Origin of the sequence: Phaeodactylibacter xiamenensis (assembly GCF_000759025.1) — a bacterium.
GTDB lineage: Bacteria > Bacteroidota > Bacteroidia > Chitinophagales > Saprospiraceae > Phaeodactylibacter > Phaeodactylibacter xiamenensis.
Map to the genome: position 1 here is coordinate 101457 of NZ_JPOS01000003.1, position 19789 is coordinate 121245.

At 54.4% G+C, this 19789-nt stretch carries 17 protein-coding genes and 1 riboswitch; of the genes, 14 read left to right on the forward strand and 3 right to left on the reverse strand.

What is annotated here, in order from left to right; genetic code table 11:
- Position 1 precedes the first annotated feature (1 nt).
- From leuC to IX84_RS01220, 5 genes are all read left to right on the forward strand, one after another.
- Entirely contained in the window at positions 2–1396 is a 1395-nt protein-coding gene (gene leuC / locus IX84_RS01200) for a 3-isopropylmalate dehydratase large subunit (protein WP_044215861.1), read from the forward strand.
- Between the two features lie 8 nt (positions 1397–1404).
- Positions 1405–2004: a 3-isopropylmalate dehydratase small subunit gene (gene leuD / locus IX84_RS01205; protein WP_044215866.1), complete on the forward strand. Its 600-nt coding sequence runs from the start codon at positions 1405–1407 to the stop codon at positions 2002–2004.
- An 18-nt stretch (positions 2005–2022) separates the two neighbouring features.
- Entirely contained in the window at positions 2023–3159 is a 1137-nt protein-coding gene (leuB, locus tag IX84_RS01210; protein ID WP_044215867.1) for a 3-isopropylmalate dehydrogenase, read from the forward strand.
- Positions 3160–3688: 529 nt separating this feature from the next.
- Positions 3689–5596 carry a RecQ family ATP-dependent DNA helicase gene (locus IX84_RS01215; RefSeq protein WP_044215869.1) on the forward strand — a complete coding sequence of 636 codons (1908 nt, stop codon included), beginning with the start codon at positions 3689–3691 and terminating at the stop codon, positions 5594–5596.
- The gene (locus IX84_RS01220; protein ID WP_238578212.1) at positions 5584–6690 is read left to right on the forward strand and encodes a glycosyltransferase; all 1107 of its coding nucleotides are present in this window, start codon (positions 5584–5586) and stop codon (positions 6688–6690) included. The genes IX84_RS01215 and IX84_RS01220 overlap by 13 nt, the downstream gene beginning before the upstream one ends.
- Here IX84_RS01220 and IX84_RS01225 read toward each other — a convergent pair.
- A complete protein-coding gene (locus IX84_RS01225) occupies positions 6687–7241 on the reverse strand; it encodes a helix-turn-helix transcriptional regulator (protein WP_044215871.1) in 555 nt (184 codons plus the stop codon). The two genes, IX84_RS01220 and IX84_RS01225, sit on opposite strands and share 4 nt — an antisense overlap.
- Complete coding sequence (locus IX84_RS01230; protein ID WP_044215872.1) at positions 7231–7704, reverse strand: hypothetical protein; 474 nt, start codon at positions 7702–7704, stop codon at positions 7231–7233. The genes IX84_RS01225 and IX84_RS01230 overlap by 11 nt, the downstream gene beginning before the upstream one ends.
- Before the next feature lie 386 nt (positions 7705–8090).
- Positions 8091–8209, forward strand: a riboswitch (SAM riboswitch).
- A 224-nt stretch (positions 8210–8433) separates the two neighbouring features.
- Here IX84_RS01230 and IX84_RS01235 point away from each other — a divergent pair.
- From IX84_RS01235 to IX84_RS01255, 5 genes are all read left to right on the forward strand, one after another.
- Positions 8434–9756, forward strand: a complete 1323-nt coding sequence (locus IX84_RS01235) for an O-acetylhomoserine aminocarboxypropyltransferase/cysteine synthase family protein (protein ID WP_044215873.1) — start codon at positions 8434–8436, stop codon at positions 9754–9756.
- Between the two features lie 58 nt (positions 9757–9814).
- Positions 9815–10927: a homoserine O-acetyltransferase MetX gene (gene metX, locus IX84_RS01240; RefSeq protein ID WP_063978241.1), complete on the forward strand. Its 1113-nt coding sequence runs from the start codon at positions 9815–9817 to the stop codon at positions 10925–10927.
- Between the two features lie 88 nt (positions 10928–11015).
- Positions 11016–11654: a peroxiredoxin gene (locus IX84_RS01245; RefSeq protein WP_044215874.1), complete on the forward strand. Its 639-nt coding sequence runs from the start codon at positions 11016–11018 to the stop codon at positions 11652–11654.
- Between the two features lie 129 nt (positions 11655–11783).
- Positions 11784–13940 carry a glycosyltransferase family protein gene (locus IX84_RS01250; protein ID WP_044215876.1) on the forward strand — a complete coding sequence of 719 codons (2157 nt, stop codon included), beginning with the start codon at positions 11784–11786 and terminating at the stop codon, positions 13938–13940.
- Positions 13941–14248: 308 nt separating this feature from the next.
- Positions 14249–14641 (forward strand): VOC family protein, encoded by a 393-nt coding sequence (locus tag IX84_RS01255; protein WP_044215877.1) that lies wholly within the window; start codon positions 14249–14251, stop codon positions 14639–14641.
- Here IX84_RS01255 and IX84_RS01260 read toward each other — a convergent pair.
- A complete protein-coding gene (locus tag IX84_RS01260) occupies positions 14638–15540 on the reverse strand; it encodes a DMT family transporter (protein ID WP_044215879.1) in 903 nt (300 codons plus the stop codon). The two genes, IX84_RS01255 and IX84_RS01260, sit on opposite strands and share 4 nt — an antisense overlap.
- A 108-nt stretch (positions 15541–15648) precedes the next feature.
- Here IX84_RS01260 and IX84_RS01265 point away from each other — a divergent pair, with 108 nt between their 5' ends.
- From IX84_RS01265 to IX84_RS01280, 4 genes are all read left to right on the forward strand, one after another.
- Positions 15649–16140: an META domain-containing protein gene (locus IX84_RS01265; RefSeq protein WP_044215880.1), complete on the forward strand. Its 492-nt coding sequence runs from the start codon at positions 15649–15651 to the stop codon at positions 16138–16140.
- Positions 16141–16428: 288 nt separating this feature from the next.
- On the forward strand, positions 16429–17262 hold the full coding sequence (locus IX84_RS01270) for a helix-turn-helix domain-containing protein (protein WP_044215882.1): 834 nt from the start codon (positions 16429–16431) through the stop codon (positions 17260–17262).
- 57 nt (positions 17263–17319) lie between these two features.
- On the forward strand, positions 17320–18261 hold the full coding sequence (locus IX84_RS01275) for an aldo/keto reductase (RefSeq protein WP_044215884.1): 942 nt from the start codon (positions 17320–17322) through the stop codon (positions 18259–18261).
- A 3-nt stretch (positions 18262–18264) separates the two neighbouring features.
- Positions 18265–19785 carry an aminotransferase-like domain-containing protein gene (locus IX84_RS01280; protein ID WP_044215885.1) on the forward strand — a complete coding sequence of 507 codons (1521 nt, stop codon included), beginning with the start codon at positions 18265–18267 and terminating at the stop codon, positions 19783–19785.
- Positions 19786–19789: the final 4 nt, after the last annotated feature.

Sequence of the window (19789 nt, forward strand, 5' to 3'; positions counted from 1 at the left end):
AATGGGCAAAACCTTATTCGATAAAATCTGGGATAACCACCTCGTCTCTCAGGTAGGTGAGGATACACAGGTCCTCTACATCGACCGCCACTTCATACACGAGGTGACGAGCCCGCAGGCGTTTGCGGGTTTGGAAAAACGGGGCATTCCGGTCTTCCGCCCACAGCAAACCGTGGCTACGGCCGACCACAACGTGCCCACCAAAGATCAGCACCTGCCCATCCGGGAGGAACTGTCCCGCTTTCAGGTGGATAAACTGACCGAGAACTGCGAAAAGTTTGGTGTGGAACTCTACGGCCTGGGGCACCCCTATCAGGGCATTGTGCACGTCATCGGGCCGGAGCTCGGCATCACCCAACCCGGCATGACCATCGTTTGCGGCGACAGCCACACCTCCACCCACGGGGCCTTTGGCTGTATCGCATTCGGCATTGGCACGAGTCAGGTGGAACAAACCTTAGCTACTCAGTGCGTCCTGCAGCGCAAGCCTAAGCGGATGCGCATCAACGTGGACGGGGAATTGCAGCCCGGCGTGACGGCTAAAGACATTATCCTCTACATCATCTCCCAGCTGACCGCAAGTGGCGGCACCGGGCACTTTGTGGAGTATGCAGGTTCAGCTATCCGCGCCCTGAGCATGGAAGGCCGAATGACCATCTGCAATATGAGCATAGAGATGGGCGCCCGGGGCGGCATGATTGCACCGGACGACACCACTTTCGAGTACATCAAAGGGCGGGAATTTGCGCCCAAGGGAGCTGATTTCGATACAGCGGTAGAGCGTTGGTCTCTACTGTACACGGATGAGGATGCGACCTTTGATCAGGAATACCACTTCCTGGCCGAAGATATTGAACCCATGATCACCTACGGTACCAACCCGGGCATGGGCATCGGCATCAGTCAGGCGGTACCCGAAGTGCCCGCTGGCAACGTCACCTTTGAGAACTCCCTGAAGTACATGGGACTACAAGGCGGGCAGGCCATGAAAGGTCAGAAAATCAACCACGTCTTCATCGGCAGCTGCACCAATTCCCGGATTGAGGACCTGCGTGCGGTGGCTGCTTTTGTAAAAGGCAGGAAGAAGGCCGACCACGTGAACGTGATGGTGGTGCCCGGCTCCAAACAGGTAGAAGCTCAGGCGAAAGCGGAAGGGCTGCACGACATCCTCACCGCTGCCGGTTTTGATTTCCGGGAGCCCGGTTGTTCGGCCTGCCTGGGCATGAATGAGGATAAAGTGCCCGCTGGCGAGTACTGCGTGTCCACCTCCAACCGCAATTTCGAAGGGCGGCAGGGGCCCGGCGCCCGCACCATTCTGGCCAGTCCGCTCATGGCGGCAGCTACAGCCATTTACGGCGAGCTGGTGGATGTCCGCGAATTGCTCAATCAGAATTAGAACGTACCATGGAAAAATTCCAAACCTTACATAGTAGCGCTGTACCCCTGCCCATTGAGGAGGTGGACACCGATCAGATCATTCCCGCCCGCTTCCTGAAAGCGACGACCCGGAAAGGCTTTGGTGATAACCTCTTCCGCGACTGGCGCTATCAGAACGACGATACGCCCAAGCCTGATTTTGTGCTCAACAATCCGGCCTACGATGGTACAATTCTGGTGGCCGGGCGCAACTTCGGTTGTGGCTCAAGCCGGGAGCATGCAGCCTGGGCCTTGTACGACTACGGTTTCCGGGCGGTGGTTTCCAGCTTTTTTGCGGATATTTTTCGGGGCAATGCACTGAATAATGGCCTGCTGCCGGTACAGGTGAGCGAAGCCTTCCTGCACGATATCTTCTCTGCCATTGAGCAAGACCCGCAGGCAACCTTCACCATCGACCTGGAGCAGCAAAAGTTTACCATTGATGCAACGGGGCAGTCCACCGGTTTCGAAATCGATGCCTACAAAAAGCACTGCCTGCTGAACGGGCAGGACGACATCGACTTCCTGCTCAGCATTAAAGACAAAATTGAAACCTACGAGCAACAGCGACAGGCTGCTGCCGTATAACTCAAATCGTTAAAGACCATGAACTTGTCTAACACACCCAAGACAAAAATCGCCCTCCTGCCCGGTGACGGCATCGGTCCGGAGGTCACCGAACAAGCCATCAAAGTGATGGATGCGGTAGCCGAGCGTTTCGATCAGCATTTTGAATACTGCCATGCCGACGTCGGGGCCATTGCCATCGACCGCCACGGCAGCCCGCTGCCGGAGGAGACGCTGGAAGCCTGCCTCAATGCCGATGCCGTGTTCTTCGGTGCCATCGGCCACCCAAAATATGATAATGACCCTTCCGCCAAGGTACGCCCGGAACAGGGGCTGCTGCAACTGCGGAAGTCGCTGGGGCTGTACGCCAATATCCGCCCGGTAACCACCTATGAAAAGCTCCTGCACCTCTCCCCTTTACGGGAAGACCGCATCAAGGGTACCGATATGGTGATTTTCCGGGAGCTCACAGGCGGCATTTACTTCGGAGAGAAAAACACTGCCGAGGACGGGCAGTCGGCCTACGACACTTGCTCCTATCAGGTAGACGAGATCGACCGCATCACCCGCCTGGCCTTTGAGCAGGCGATGCTGCGCCGCCGGAAAGTCACACTGGTGGACAAAGCCAATGTGCTCGAAACCTCCCGATTGTGGCGGCGGGCCGTGCAGGCGATTGCCCCCGAATACCCGGAAGTGGAGCTGGACTTCATGTTTGTGGACAATGCCGCCATGCAGCTGATTCAGTACCCCAGTCAGTTTGATGTCATCCTGACCAGCAATATGTTTGGGGATATCCTCAGTGATGAGGCGAGCGTTTTGGCAGGTTCTATGGGCCTGTTGCCCTCGGCTTCGGTGGGCGTGCACACTTCCATGTTTGAGCCCATCCACGGTTCCTTCCCGCAGGCAGCGGGGCAGGACATTGCCAACCCCATGGCAGCCATTCTTTCTGCTGCGATGCTGGTGGAATCGCTCGGCATGACCGAAGCGGCAAAGAGCATCCGCACCACGGTGCAGTACGTATTGGAAAAAGGCATCGGTACGCCCGAGCTTAAACCGAATATTGTTTATGGTTGCAGTAAGATTGGCGACCTCATCGCCCACCTCGTCGCCGACCCGGAGGAGGAAATCCTGGTGCGGGAGGACAAGGCCAATCAGCAGATGTCAACGATCATATAAAAGTTAACGATTTGAGATTTCCCGGAGGAGCCTGCCCGTTGGGTAGGCTCCTCTTTTTTTGGGACTCCATTAATTCATCGCCTCCCGGAATTTCGCCCGGAAAGCAGAAGGCGAAAGCCCTTTGACTGCTTTTTCTAACCTGCCGGATCCAGATAGAAAGCCCGGCCTGCTGGTGTAGAGCTTAATCCAGGACCATTCCAGGAGCCCTGCCCCAGCTTATACCTAGAAAGAACCTGCCGGATTCCGGTAAAGACTGGGAAAAGCTCCCCGACAGGATGCCTGGGCTTGCTGGTGTAGAGCTTAAACCAAGGCCTACCCAAGAGCTCTGCTCCAGCTTTTCCCATGGAAGAACCTGCCTGAGAGCCAAAAGGAGGCTACACTGTAACCACTTCATAACCGCCTATTTCAGCCTGAAAACTTCGCGACCTTCGCGACCTCAACCTCTGCGTTCTTTGCGTGCACTCCATTCTTCCCCTTTGTATATCCACCGCGAGTTCGTAATTTCCCGCCACACCAAAACAGCGCACGATTGAGTACCGCACCCATCGAGATATTGCAGCAATACTGGGGGTACGACCGCTTCCGCCCCCTGCAGGAAGACATCATACAGTCGGTCCTTGATGGGAAAGATACGCTGGCCCTGCTTCCGACCGGCGGGGGCAAGTCTATCTGCTTTCAGGTGCCCGCGCTGGCACGGGAAGGCATCTGCATTGTGGTCTCCCCCCTCATCGCGCTGATGAAAGATCAGGTAGAAAACCTGCGCAAGCGGGGCATTTTGGCGGAAGCCATCTACTCCGGCATGCGCAAAAGCGATATCGACCGCATCCTGGACAACTGCATCTATGGCAAGACCAAATTCCTCTACCTCTCCCCGGAACGCCTGACCACCGAGATCGCCCGGGTGCGCATCAGCCGTATGCCCGTCAATCTGCTGGCGGTGGACGAAGCGCACTGTATCTCGCAGTGGGGGTACGATTTCCGGCCGCCCTATCTGGATATTGCCAGCATCAGGGAACTCTTGCCGGAGCAAGTGCCTGTCCTCGCCCTCACCGCCACCGCCACTCCGGAAGTCGTGCGCGACATTCAGGAAAAGCTGGAATTCCCGGAGCCCAACGTCTTGCAAAAGAGCTTCAGCCGCTCCAACCTGTCCTACTCCGTCCTCTACGAAGAAGGCAAAGACCAGAAGCTGGTGGATATCTTTAGGCGGGTAAAGGGCTCGGGCATTGTGTACGTACGCAACCGCCGGAAGACCAAGGAGGCAGCTATGTTGCTGCGCCGCCACGGCATCTCAGCCGATTACTACCACGCCGGGCTGACGAGCGAAGAGCGGAGCCAAAAGCAGGAAGCCTGGATGAGCGGGAAATGCCGGGTTATGGCCTGCACCAACGCCTTTGGCATGGGCATCGACAAACCGGATGTGCGGGCGGTTGCCCACCTGGAACTCCCGGATAGCCTGGAGGCCTACTTTCAGGAAGCGGGCCGGGCTGGGCGGGATGGAGAAAAAGCCTACGCCGTCCTGCTCTACCAATCGCAGGACGGGCAGCGGCTGCTTAAACAGTTTGAGCAGGCTTTCCCTCCACTGGAGGAGGTGAGGCGGGTCTACCGGGCGCTTGGCAGCTATTTCCAACTGGCGGTGGGCAGCGGAGAGGGAGAAAGCTTTGACTTTGACATCGTGACGTTTACCCAGAACTTTCAGCTCAATATTTTCACCACCTACAGCGCCCTTCGGATCCTGGAGCAGTCAGGCTGGATTGCCCTGACAGAAGCCGTCTTTATTCCTTCCCGCCTACAGATTATTGTAGGCAAAGAGGTTTTGTACGACTATCAGCTGCGGCACGCCAAGCTCGACAAGCTTCTGAAGGTGATCCTCCGTACCTATCAGGGCGCCTTTCAGTACCCCATCAAACTGCGGGAGGGGCAACTGGCCAACTTTCTCAATATCACCCGCGATCAGCTTCAGCAAATGCTCCGCAAGCTGCATCAGGATGAGATCGTGGACTATCAGGAGCAAAAGGACATGCCGCAGGTCCTCTTTCTGAAGGAGCGGGTGGATGCCGACAACCTCCTCATCGACCATCAATTGCATAATTTTCGAAAAAACCGGCAGTACGAGCGCATTCAGCAGGCCATCACCTACGCCGAGACGCCCGTCTGCCGCTCCCGCCAACTGCTCGCCTACTTTGGGGAAACCGACAGTGAGAAGTGCGGCATCTGCGATGTCTGCACCGGCCGTACCAAAGCCGACCTCAGCACCGAAGATTACGAAAAGTACAAAACTAAAATTGAGCAACTGCTGAGGCGCGAACCCCTGAGCCTGAAAGCCCTGATGGAATCTTTCCCGCCCCGGCGCGAAGAGCAGGTGCTTAAAGCATTGGAATACCTTCTGGACGAAGGCTTTATTGACCAAACCGAAGACCGACTGCATTGGAACGCCTGATTTGCACCGTCACCAACGACCTGACCTACGATCAGCGTATGATCCGGATCTGCACGAGCCTGAGCCGGGCAGGGTATAAAGTGACGCTTGTGGGGCGGCAGCGCCCGGGCTCGGTGCCGCTTACGGAGCGCCCGTTTGAGCAAGTGCGGCTGCGGTGCCGTTTTGATGCCGGCAAGCTGTTTTACCTGGAGTACAACCTCCGGCTTTGGTGGTGGCTGGCATGGCAGCGCTTCGATGCCGCGTGCGCGGTGGATTTGGATACCATCTTGCCGGCCTTTTTCTGGTGCCGCCTGAAGGGCAAGCCCTGTGTGTACGATGCACATGAATACTTTACAGAAGTGCCTGAGGTGGTACGCCGACCGATGGTGCAGCGGATTTGGTCGGCGGTGGCCCGCCTGACGATCCCGCGCCTGCGCTATGCCTATACCGTGGGGCCTGAGCTGGCCCGTATTTTTGAGGAACGCTATGGCACGCCCTTTGCCGTAGTCCGCAATGTACCCTTCGCCCGGGCGGAATTCCCGGACACGCCCAAACCTCATCCCCGCATTATCCTTTACCAAGGTGCGCTAAACGAAGGCCGGGGGCTGGAGACCGCCATCGCCGCCATGCAGCAGGTGGACAATGCCGTCCTCTGGCTGGCCGGAGAAGGCGACCGTTCGCAGGCGCTCAGAGAGCAGGTACAGGTGCTGGGGCTGGAGGACAAGGTGCGTTTTTTGGGCTATCTGCAACCGGAGGAACTGCGCGGCATCACGCCCAAAGCCTACATCGGGCTCAATCTGCTGGAAAACAGGGGGCTGAGCTACTACTACTCCCTCGCCAATAAAGCCTTTGACTATCTGCAGGCAGGCGTGCCCGCCATCCACATGGCGTTCCCGGAATACGAGGCGCTGCACCGGGCGCACCCTGGCTTCTTACTGCTCGACAAGCTGTCCCCTGATGCACTCGCTGCCACCCTTAACCGGATACTACAGGACGAGGTGTTGTACAATCAGCTCCGGGAAGCCTGCCGGACTGCTGCAGTGGAATTGACCTGGGAAAGGGAGGAGGAGCGGTTGCTGGAGGTTTACCGGTCAGCGGTGAGAAGCGATTTTTAAGCCCTTTGATATCCCACGTTGACCACCTTTTTTTGCTCTTCTTTCCTTTTTTCTTCGTCGGTCCTGATTTCCTGTTCTACTTCTTTTTGAACGACTTTCCACCACATGATCGCAGGTATCAAGTCCCCGGAATGAGCTTCCAGGCGGTAGGCAATGGATAAACTTAACCGCTCTTTACCGTTTAGTATCCTACTCAACCGAGCGACATGAAGCCCTATGTCTGCGGCTAATTCTTGTTGCTTCTTGTCCGTTGCTTTCAAATATTCCTTTAAAAAATAGATGGTTGTTTTATTTTGATCAAACTGGGCCTGGTCAATGTATTCCTTCATCTGGTATTTTATCCGCAGTATACCCGAAAGTACGCGCTCTTCAGGTGTCCTGTTTGCCAATCTCTTTAACCTGTCTTCTTTCAGTTGCCGTTCCGCTTCTTCTTCCTCTTCGGCATTAAGATCAGGAGGAAACACAAAAGCCTCTGCCAGTTCTTCTTTGGTATACTCGCTTAAGAGTTTTTCATACAGGCTTTTGTAGTATTCTTTTTGTTTATCTTCCATTATTTAGATATTCATTAATTAAACGCTCAGCATCTGCCAGTTCAACAAACAAGTTTTTTCCTAATTGCCGGAAGCCGTATTTGGACACATAATGTCCGATTAACTCTGTTTTTGGCCGCAAAGAAACGTATCCTTCATAATCCCTCTTGAAGGACTGTTCACAAGCAAATGCAAGAAGACAACCAGCCAGGTGATCGTATCTTTTCTTCCTTCCCACGTCTCTGCGGTTCACTTCAATCAAACAAATGTGGATTCTAAACTCTCCCGGAATGTCTTTAAATGAAATTAAGCCGAGTATCTCTTCATCTGAATCCAATCTGACTTTATAGGTTTCATGGCGCTTTTCGAGGGTCCAGTCAAATTGGAATGCATTGTTTTTCTCGATATTTGCCCAATCTTTTCCTTCTACTGGTTCTACTCTTGCCTCAATGAGCTCTCCAGATGATTTATGACGCACTTTCATCACTTAAAAATAAAAAAGTTAACATAAAAAGTCAATTTTATTGATAATTCCTATTGATATCTTTCTGAAGATAGCTCAAACCAGTTGCCTTCATCTGGTATTCTTGTAGGTTCTCAACCTACATTTAGTTCTTTTTCAATTAATTATGGGGTTCTGCGTAGACGGCCGCATCGCTCTCCTAAACAACATCAAAACCCAACTATTAATTACAAAGAGCAGCATAAAAATAAAAACCTACAAATCCCATAGATTTTATTTTATTTTTTATCCCTGATAATGAGCTGATTAGACGGTTGACCTCAAAAAACACTGGCATCGTACCAAAATTTTACATAGATTTGCATTCAACAATCTCTTCTAAGAGGAAAGCCCTCTGTTTGGAAGCGATTTTATGAAGAAGGGTGGAGAGATCGGGCTCTGTGAAACCCTGGCAACCGCACGAAAGTGAAAGGTGCCAATTCCCGCCAAAAAATGTTGCCCCTGGCAGCGATTGGAAAAATAAAATCAGAGTATCCAATGTCTTCATTTCACATTTCCACATTACTACCTGCTACTGTACCGAACCTTACACCTGTGCACCCTTTGATGCGCTGTTGTATGTGTTGTTGTTGATCCTGTATCCCTGTACAGGATGAACCGCTACTGCTGTGCTGCCTTCCGGGCAGTCCCGGCTGGCTTTATCTGTTTGTTTTCAAATATTACCATTACGCTATAAAATTTGCATTAGCCATGTCAGACTATCGTTATGAAACGCTTCAGCTCCACGCTGGGCAGGAAGAAGTAGAAGGTACCACCCGCTCCCGCGCAGTACCGATTTATCAGACCACGTCCTATACGTTTAAAGACTCTGAGCACGGAGCCAATTTGTTTGCACTCAAGGAGTTCGGCAATATCTATTCCCGCATTATGAACCCTACGGTGGATGTGCTGGAGAAGCGCATCGCAGCGCTCGAAGGTGGCGTGGCTGCGGTTGCGGTAGCCTCCGGGCAGGCCGCTCAGTTCATTGCATTGTCCAATATCCTGGAAGCCGGCGACAACCTGGTCAGCAGCGCCAACCTCTACGGCGGCACCTACAATCAATTCAAGGTCAACTTCAAGCGCCTGGGCATCGAGGCCCGCTTTGTTGCCGATGAATCGCCGGAAGCTTACGAAAAGCTGATCGATGAAAATACCAAGGCGCTATACGTGGAGGCGATTGGCAATCCCAGCTTCAACGTGCCGGACTTTGAGGGCATCGCGGCGGTAGCGAAGAAGTATGACATCCCACTCGTGGTAGACAATACCTTTGGCGCTTGTGGGTACATCTTCCGGCCCCTCGACCACGGCGCAAACATCGTGGTACAGTCAGCGACCAAGTGGATTGGCGGGCACGGCACAAGCATTGGCGGTGTGATCGTCGACGGCGGCAACTACAACTGGAGCAACGGCAAGTACCCGCAGTTTTCTGAGCCGAGCGAAGGCTACCACGGGCTGGTCTTTGGAGACGTCTTCGGTGCAGAAGGACCTTTCGGTAATATCGCGTTCGCGATCCGGGCGCGGGTGGAAGGGCTTCGCGACTATGGCCCGGCACTTAGCCCGTTCAATGCCTTCCTGTTGCTGCAAGGCCTGGAAACGCTGAGCCTGCGCGTACAGCGCACCGTAGACAATGCTCTGGAGCTCGCCCAATGGCTGGAAAAACACCCTAAGGTAGCCCATGTCAACTACGCTGGCCTGGAGAGCAGCCCTTCACATGCAAATGCGAAAAAATACCTGCAGAATGGCTTTGGCGGCGTTCTGTCCTTTACCATCAAAGGCAGCAAGGAGAATGCAACGAAGTTTGTGGACAGCCTGCAACTGGTCAGCCACCTGGCCAATGTGGGTGATGCCAAGACGCTCATTATTCAGCCCTCTGCCACGACGCACCAACAGCTGAGCGAGGAAGCGCAACTGGCGGCGGGCGTACTGCCCAACTTGCTGCGCGTTTCAGTGGGCATTGAGCACATTGACGACATCCGGGGCGATTTCGAGCAGGCTTTCGCCAAAATCGAAGCAGGCGACCCGGTGCTGGCATAATTTATTTTGGGGGCCATGCGCCCCCACCTCTTTTTTCCTGATGCAAAACAACACGACCTTGAACTACCTGACCATCGCGGAACCACTGAAACTGGAAAACGGCGCCCAACTTGAGGGCGTCCAAATCGGCTATACAACCTACGGCACGCTTTCGAAAAAAAAGGACAACGTCATCTGGGTCTTTCATGCCCTCACGGCTAATGCGGCGGTAGAAGAATGGTGGCCGGGCCTGTTTGGCTCGGGCAAGCTGCTAGACCCCGACCGTTACTTTATCGTATGTGCCAATATGCTGGGCTCCTGCTACGGCTCCACCAATGCCCGCAGCATCAACCCGGCAACCGGCGCACCTTACGGCAAAGACTTCCCTCATCTGACCGTCCGGGATATGGTCAAAGCTCACCAACATTTGCAGAAGCATCTGGGCATCAGCCGGATTCAGTTTGGCATTGGCGGCTCAATGGGCGGGCAGCAGTTACTGGAATGGGCAGTGGCCGAACCTGATCTATTCCGTAGCATCTGTGTCCTGGCTACCAACGCGAAACATTCTCCCTGGGGCATTGCCTTCAATGAGGCCCAACGTATGGCCATCGAGGCAGACCCCACGCTTTATACCGATACGGAAAATGCCGGCGCGGCTGGTTTGGCAGCGGCACGGGCGGTAGCCATGCTTTCCTACCGTAATTACCGGACCTATCAGAATTCTCAGGAAGAGGACAGCGATGAGGTTCGCAATGGCTTCAAAGCCGCTTCCTACCAACGCTATCAGGGACAGAAGCTGGTGGACCGCTTTGATGTCCTGTCTTACCTGACCCTCAGCCGGGCGATGGACAGCCACAATCTGGGGCGCGGACGGGGCGGTATCGAGCAGGCACTGGAGCGCATCAAAGCCAAAGCGCTGGTCATTGGCATCCACTCCGATGTATTGTTCCCGGTCGAAGAGCAGGCGACGCTGGCCATGCACATACCACAGGCACAGCTCGAGCTCATCGACAGCACCTACGGCCACGATGGTTTTCTCATTGAATTTGCCGAAATCGGCCGCCTGGCTCAACCCTTCCTGGAAGGAACCGTTGCTATTGATAAGAAGCGGAAATACCGCCTGCGGGAGCAGTCCAAAAATGGCTTCGGCTTCCGCCCGGTGGAGGCCCTGCCGGGAACGGAAAGATTATGACCTGGTCGTGACTGGCATCACTGAAATAGCCTCTGCTTTTATTTTATTTTGCAAACGTAACTCTTAACCACCAAAAACGATATAACCTATGTCACTCAGATTAGGAGAAGAAGCACCTAACTTCAAAGCTAAAACTACCGAAGGTGAAATTGACTTTCACGAATGGCTCGGAGATAGCTGGGGTGTACTCTATTCTCACCCCGCAGACTTTACGCCGGTTTGTACGACCGAACTGGGCCGTACCGCAGCGCTCAAGGAAGAATTTGCCAAGCGTAATGCCAAGGTGATCGCCCTGAGCGTGGATCCGATTGAAGACCACATGAAGTGGCTCAGCGATATTGAGGAAACGCAGAATGTAAAGATGAACTTCCCCATCATCGCAGACTCCGACAAAAAAGTTGCTGTGGCCTACGATATGATCCACCCGGAAGCAGACCAGAAATTCACGGTCCGTTCTGTTTTTGTAATCGATCCGAATAAAAAGATCCGCCTGACGCTGACTTACCCGCCATCAACCGGCCGGAACTTCCACGAAATCCTGCGCGTGATCGACTCTCTGCAACTGACCGACAACTACAGCGTAGCCACGCCGGTAGATTGGGAAGATGGGCAGGAAGTGGTGATCTCGCCTGCCATTTCCAGTGAAGATGCGAAAGACAAATTCCCGAAAGGCTTCAAGGAAATCAAGCCTTACCTACGCATGACACCGCAGCCGAATAAGGACTAATACACCATAAGAATTTAGGTTACGAGACCGGAGTTCTACCTAAGGGTGGGGCTCCGGTTTTCTGTTTGCCAATCCGCTCTTTTGGTCTGCCGGGAAGTTAGTAATTTGTGGGTTCAACAACTTGACCACATGCTAAAGAAGGGGACGTCCGCGGGAATTTTCATGCTACTGTTGCTGCTATACACCGTATTGCAATGGCGCTACGTAGCCCTTGACTTCTGGAACGACGAACTCTACACCCTCCGCTACTTTGCCTGTGCATCCTTCACGGCTATACTAACGGACTATCACGTACCCAACAACCACATCCTCTTCAATGCGCTCAACCGCCTCTACCTCCTGCTGATTGGCGAAACGGACTTTCCCACCCTGCTGCAAAGCCCCGAAAAGCTGCGCGGGCTGATGTTCGTCTACGCCGGGCTAACACTTTGGGGCACATGGAAGCTGGGCGCGCGCTTTTTCAGCCCGCTGACCGGGCTGCTTGCCGTAGTCATTACCGCTACTACCCTGCCCTATCTCAATTTTGCGCTTCAAATCCGTGGGTATGGTTTAAGTGCACTCTGGCTTGTGGGGTTGTTGTACAGTACACTTAGCTTTCACGAAAAAAGGAGCCGGGGGGCTCCTTTTGGCATCATAGGCTCAGCGGGTGCCCTGATGTATACGGTACCGTCCAACCTGTACTTCATCCTGGCGGTTGGGCTGTTTTGGGGGATATTCTGGGTACGGCAAATGCTCCACAACGGGCTGCATTTGCGCAATAAAGCTTTTCAGGTTGCCCTGCTCACCGCCGTTGGGCTGAAGCTCGCCCTGCTGGCCTACGTACCGGTTTTCGGGCAGGTCTTCAATAATCCCTATGTCACCTACGAGCCCTTCAAGTGGAGCAACCTGACCTACTATGCCCCGGTAGTGCTGGGCGATTTTATGGGTGGCAGATGGTGGCTGTTGCCCTTTGCGGTACTGGGGTATGCACTGGGGCGCAGGCATTGGCTGCCTCAGGCTCAAAGCGCCCTGCTGTTACTCACGGTGCTTATCCTACCCTTTTTGCTGGTGTACATCCTGGGCAACGCCGCTCCAAAGCGGATCTTCATCCCGTTGGTACCGGTTTTTGCCCTGTTGTTGTCCGTCGGTATTGCCGCAGAAGTCAGAGAACTGCCGCGGTTTCGCTGGCAAGGGGTCGTAGCCGTGCTTTTGGTGGCGGGGTATGGCGTTTTCCAAGTCTTCCAGGGCTGGAGCGAGAGCAGTGCGCAGATGATGGCCGACATCAAACTCGGCGGGCGCTCACAGGGGCTCACCCATCAATACTACTCCTGGCATTACCGGCCGCAGCTGGAGGCAGATTGGTATAAGGACCATAATTTTGACCCTGGCATACCCGTGGGTATTGTGGGCTGCGAACCACATGGGCTGCGTTACTTTCTGGAAGCTAAGGGCATTCCCTATCTGCAGGATGCAGATGTGGACTCCCTCCTGAGCCGGCACGATACGGTAGATATTTTTAGCCGCCGCCCCCTGCGCGTGATGCGGGAGGCCGCTTACGCAAACAATCAAATCATTAGTTGGCGCGGTCAATTGTCCTACCACACGGCTATCCGATTGAGCATTGATCCCTCTATTCGGGTCAATATCCAACAATTACTGCCAGATACCTCCACCCAAGTTATTGCTCAGGGGCTTTTGCCGGGCAGCCTGCCACCGGACCAGCCTGCCCTGTCTCTGAAAGCCAAGCCAGCTAAGCTCGGAGACCTGAGCACCTTCCTTCGGCAGCAGCAGCCCTTTGTCCTGTTGCAACCCGACTCATTAGGCCCGGAAAGCCTGCCGCTGGCTGGAATGGAATACACGTTTGATTTTCGCGACAGCCTGGGCAGTTACCACACCTATTATGCACAGCCCCGCCTCTTGGAAAGGACGCAGGTTTGGTCATCCCAACAGGCACAGGAAGCTGATGGCGAAAATCCGTACGCTAACCTATGGGCCGCCACACTATCGGATACCATGGCCAACCACACCCCGGAATGGCTGCGTATTGACCTCGAAGCCCGTTTCGAAGCCGGGCAGGGCGGCACCCTCGTTTTCGATATCAACCGGGACGGAGAGACCATCCACTGGAAGGGGCAACCGCTCGATGATTACCACCAGACCGGGCAGCCTGTTCAAACCGCAACACTTTATTTTCGATGGCCGGAGGGGCTTCGGGCAGGGGATCGTGTTCAAGTATACCTGTGGAGTAATGCCGGAGGGCAGGTTAAATTGGAATGGGCTCAGGTTCTTGCGCTTGGCTTTCTGTAACGGAGTCTGGGCAAGAGCAATATGAAGACCATACTGCTTTAGACAGAACCTTACAAAATTTAAAGTAACTGTTCAGCATACATGGAAAAATAAGCAGAAAATGCCCTGTTTTGCCCCATCCCTGAAGGGAGCCAGTGCATTTTCTGGCTTTGCACCCTATGCCCCGTCGCCGAAGCGGCTATGGCGCATAGGAGATAGGGTTGGGGCAAACAAAGGCAGAAAATGCGATTCACAGACTATGCTGAATAGTTACAATTTAAATCAGTACAGGAATAACACCATTAAAACCTCTAACTTTCCGCAAAAACATGAAGCAACACCTCGCCCGCATTGCCCTGCTGGTACGCGATTACGATGAAGCCATCGAATTTTTCGTGCAGAAAATGGGATTCACTCTATTGGAAGATACGCCACGCTCTCCCACCAAACGATGGGTGGCCGTTGCCCCGCCGGGTCAGCCGGAATGCTCCCTGCTGTTGGCGAAAGCCAAAGACGAGGAACAGGTACAGTACATTGGTAAACAAGGCGGTGGGCGGGTCTTCTTATTTCTTCACACTGATGACATCCAACGGGACTATGAGCAATACCGGGCAGCAGGCGTCCACTTTGAGGAAACGCCCCGGCAGGAAGCATTTGGCACCGGCGCTATTTTTCAGGACTTATATGGCAACCGATGGGAATTGATTGAACGGAAAATTTAGCGCCCCCGACTCAGTAACCACACCCCGGCCAGCGTCACCCCAAAGCTCAGCAGAAGCTCCAGGGTCAACAACTCGTCCAGCAATAGCCAGCCAAAAAAGAGGGCTACAAATGGGTTGATGTAGGCATAAAGCGTGACCTGAGCTACCGGCAGGTGCCGTATGGCGTAAACGTAACTCCCAAAACCGGCAATAGATCCAAACAGCACAAGATAGGCCACCCCAAGCATAGAGGTACCGGAGATGGCAGCAAAGTCCACGGGCTCCAGCAAAACCCCACTGATCAGCAACAGCCCCATAGCACCGAAGAACAATTGTACGGCCGACCGGAACATAGCGGGCAAATCACCGTCCCGCCCATCGGACAACAACACGCTCGTACCTGCCCAGCAAATCGCACCGCCCAGGGCGATGCCCATACCAATGAGCGCATCCGTACCTTCCAGGTTGAACAGGCTTTCCCGGAAGACCAGGAACATGCCCAAAGCCCCCAGCAAAAGCCCTGTGACGATACGGCGGTTCATGCGCCCCTGCCCCATCAGCAAATTGATGAGGAGCACGTACACCGGGATCAGGGAAAACACCAGGGCGACCAGTCCGGCCGGCGCATAGTCCAAACCCAGCACCATCAGACCGCGGGCAAAGGCAAAAAAGCCCAGCCCGAAGAGCCCCTGCCTCAGGACCTCTTTCCAGTCTATTGCCTTCGGTTTTTCCAGTCCCAGCGACAACCCGAGGAAGATCAGGCTGGCCATCAGCTCCCGGATACCCGCCATGAAGAAGACCGGAATGGTCTGAATGGCATACTTCACCGCGATGTGCGTGGTGCCCCAGATGAAGCACAGCAGCAGGATGGCCAGCAAAGACAGGCGTTTGGGGTCAGCTTGTTGGATGGCTTTCAGCATGCTCGGAATTTTGTGCAAAGGTGGGAAATTTTAGCGGCTTTGCGCCCCGTCTGCCGGAATGGCATAAGATATCATCGCCCATTTGCGTTATGTTTAAAAAACCTACCTATGAAAAGCCAATTTTTTATCCTCGTCGTTGGGTTGGCGCTAATGGCCGCCTGCAACAGTACCTCCAAGACTACCGCACCTGCTGATACTGCCACTACCAAATCCGAAACCACCATGACGCCTAAACAACGCCCTTCCCTGGTCAACCGCAAATGGGATATTACAGAAGTTTCAGGTCAGGATGTCCGGAAGCTCCGCCTCGCCGTTACGCCTTTCCTGCGGCTTACCGGGGAGGCAGAGGGCTTCCGCCTGAGCGGCAGTGATGGCTGCAACAACCTGATGGGCGGCTATGATGTAGGGGACCATGGCACAATCAGTTTCTCCAAAGTCGCCTTTACCCGGCGTGCCTGCCCGGAAAACGGGGACATCAACGCCATACTGACCAAAGCACTCCAACAGGTCAACCACTATACCCTGAGCAAAGACGGGCTGAGCCTGACGCTGAATAAGGGCGAGGGCAATCCGATCATCAAAATGGAGCTGGCCCGATAGTCTTGCAGATCAGTTATACTACCAGACATTTTTCAAAAGGGATTGATTTTTCAGCCTCCGCACGCCCCCTTTCCCCCTAAAGTCGGGAACCCCAGCGCACAAAAAATAATCCCTTTTATTCATGACGCCTTATTTGTCTAGTGGTTTGCAGATCAGTTCGTGCCTGTACTGAGCTAATCAGACCAGCCAGATTCGTACGTTGAGGTGGTCCAGTCCTGAAAATTGGGTTTTCCGCCAACCGAAAGGAAGTTTTTGATTGTTAAAGGGTCAAATAACACACCCAACCCCATGCAAAAACTCCAATTCGATTCGGCAGCCGCCCCTGCCCCCTTGAGCAAAGTGCTGAAGTCCTGCTGGGTCATGCGCAGCAGCGCCGAAGACCGGCAAACGGTACCAGACTTGCTGATCCCGGATGGATGTCCGGAAGTCATCTTTGTCTATCAGGGCGGGTACCGTAAAGTGGCCCTTCATCAACCGGAAGTCAGCCAACGGGTTACAGAATCCTGCCTGGTGGGCTTGCAAACCCAGACCCAGTTGGTCACGCGGGTCAGCCCGGTGCATATTGTGGGCCTCAAGCTTAAGCCTGCCGGGTTTTACCGGCTTTTTCCCAAAGTGGCTGCCGAAGCGGCACAGCAAAACCTTCCCATAGCCCAACTCAGGATTCCATGGCTGCAACAGCTGGAAACGCAGCTTAAGGCTCTGCACACCGCTGCCGAAATCCTGGACCATCTGCAAGGCACCCTGCCTTTACAATGCATACAGATGCCGGATGGGCTGGCGATCGTGCAGCGTTGTATTGAGGCGCAATTGCAGGAGCAAGGGCAAATTCCCATTCAGGAGCTGGCCCGGCAGCATCACCGCAGCATCCGCCAACTGCAACGCTACTTCAAGCAATACACCGGAATTACCCCCAAGCAATTTGCCCGGCTCATCCGGTTCAAGGCACTGTACAAGGACAGCGTAATTCGGGAAGTGCAGCCCGGCAACTACTTTCAATACGGCTACTTCGATCAGATGCACTTTATCAAAGACTTCAAGGCGCACCTGGGCATCACCCCAACCGCTGTAGCCGACCGGGACTTTCAGCTACAGAACGAAATGGCCCGGATCAGCCGGTCCTGACGCTTTTTTACTATCGGGCAGGCACAACAGATTATAGTTTTGCCATCAAAAACACCTATGGAATTACGACCACTCGGAAACAGCAGCCTCAAAGTCAGCCCCATCTGCCTGGGCACCATGTACTTCGGTACCAAAACTGATCAAACACAGTCGGAGCTCCTGTTGGACGCCTACCTGAGCAACGGTGGCAACTTCATTGATACCTCCAACAATTATGCATTTTGGATGGAGCAGGGCGTAGGGGACGAAAGTGAAACCGTGCTTGGACACTGGCTGCAGCGACAGTCCCGCGACCGCATTGTGCTGGCCACCAAGTGCGGGGCCCGTCCCAGGGCTTACACCGGCAGCCTGGATCAAATCGAATTGGAGGGCCTGCGCAAAGCGACAATCATACAAGCCGTGGAAGACAGTCTCCGCAGGCTGCACACCGACTATATTGATCTCCTCTACGGGCATATCGACTTTCTGGAATACCCGGTGGAAGAACGCCTGGAGGCCTTTGCCACCCTGAAAAAAAGTGGCAAAGTACGTGCATTTGGCATCAGCAATACCTGGGCCTGGCGGGTAGAGGAAAGCTTGCAACTAAGCCGGGAAAAAGACCTGCCAACCTACTGTGCTGTACAGCAAAAGTATTCCTATCTGCGCCCAAAGCCGGATGCCGATTTCTGGGTGCAGCGCCTCATTGATGATGGAATGCTGCAGTACGCCCGTCAGCGCCCCAACATTACGCTGCTGGCCTATTCCACACTGCTTGCCGGCCTGTACGCCAAAGGCCCGGATGCCGAACTGCCGCCCGAGTACGACCTGCCCGAAAATCGGGAGCGCCTGCAACGCCTACATAACATGGCACAGACTACCGGGTACACGGCCAATCAACTGGTGCTGGTCTGGATGATGGCACAGGAAGTGCCAATCCTGCCCCTGATTTCCGGTAGCAAAGTGCACCAAATTGAGGAAAGCATGGGCGCATTGTCCATCAACGAACCGATTCAACTGTAAGCTATGCCGAATTACCCATTTTTCAATGAAATCACGCTGGACCGCCACTCGGAAGTAGCGCTGTACATACAGTTGTCCAACAATCTGGCCCGGCTGATCAAGCGCGGCATTCTCAAACCCGGTTTTAAGCTGCCCGGCACCCGCACCATAGCCAGCCACCTGGCAGTCAACCGGAATACGGTGGTAGCCGCCCTTAGTGAGCTGGAAGCAGAAGGCTGGATTTACAGCCGGAACCGCAGCGGGTGGTATATCAATAAAGACCTGCCGGTGGTCACGCCCCGGTCGGTCAACGGGGATCTGGGCATGGCCTGCTGCTACCCGGAAACGACCGGTTTTGCGCTGTACGAGCCGGCACTGCCCGAGCTGGAGTATCAGCAATCCCCACGTGCACCTTTGGCTTTTGATGACGGCTCATCGGATCCCCGGCTGGCCCCACTGCAGGAGTACGCCCGGGAGTATGCTTCCGTTCTGCAAAGCCTGAGGCTTGGGCGGCTGCTGGAGCAGGTTTCCCCCCTCGGCGACCGCAGGCTTCGGGAAATTTATGCGCCGCTGCTCAATCAGTACCGGGGGCTGAATGTCCAACCCAATCAGATGATCCTGACCCGGGGCGCTACGCAGGCCATCTTCCTGCTGTCGCATACGCTCCTTAAGCCCGGTGATACCGTGGTAGTTGGGGAGAGCAGTTATGAAATCGCCAATCAGGCCTTCCGGAAAGCCGGCGCCCGCCTGCTACGCCTCCCGGTAGATGAGAAGGGGCTTGATACGGATGCCCTAAGCCAACGGCTCGAACGGCAAGCCATCCGGCTGGTCTATGTGCCTTCCCACCACTACTGGCCGACTACCGTAGCCTTGTCTCCGGAGCGGAGGGTACAACTGCTGGAACTGGCCCGGCAGTACCACTTCGCCATTTTGGAAGACGACTACGACTATGATTACCATTACCAGCATAAGCCCCTGCTGCCTATTGCGAGTGCGGATTGCGAAGGGTATGTAATTTACATTGGCTCCTACTCCAAGAAGTTATTCCCGGTAGCACGGGCGGGGTTCATCCTTGCTCCGGATGACCTGATACAGCGGTTGATGCAGGTCCGGCAGCTCATTGGCGATCCCGGGGACCCCATTCAGGAGCGGGCCATCGCCCGGCTGATCGAGCTGGGCACTATGCGCCGCTATGGTAAAAAGGCACTCCATGCTTACCGGCAGCGCCGCGACCATCTTTGCAAACTACTACAGGAAGAACTTAACTTTGCCGTCGACTTCCAGGTGCCGGAAGGCGGCATGGCGGTATGGGTCCGGTTCAAACCCCAATTTCCCCTGCCCGAAATTGCTGCCCGCTGCCGCGAAAAAGGGCTCCTGATTTCTGACGGCAAAGTTTACAATCCACCCGGTACCGACTGGAATGCCTGCCGCCTGGGCTTCGCCGCATTGAATACAGATGAAATCTCCCGTGCCTTTCAAATCCTGAGAAGCAGTCTGTTGGAAATGCAGGCTTCAAAGCCACGAATATTTGTACAAAATCCTTAATCTT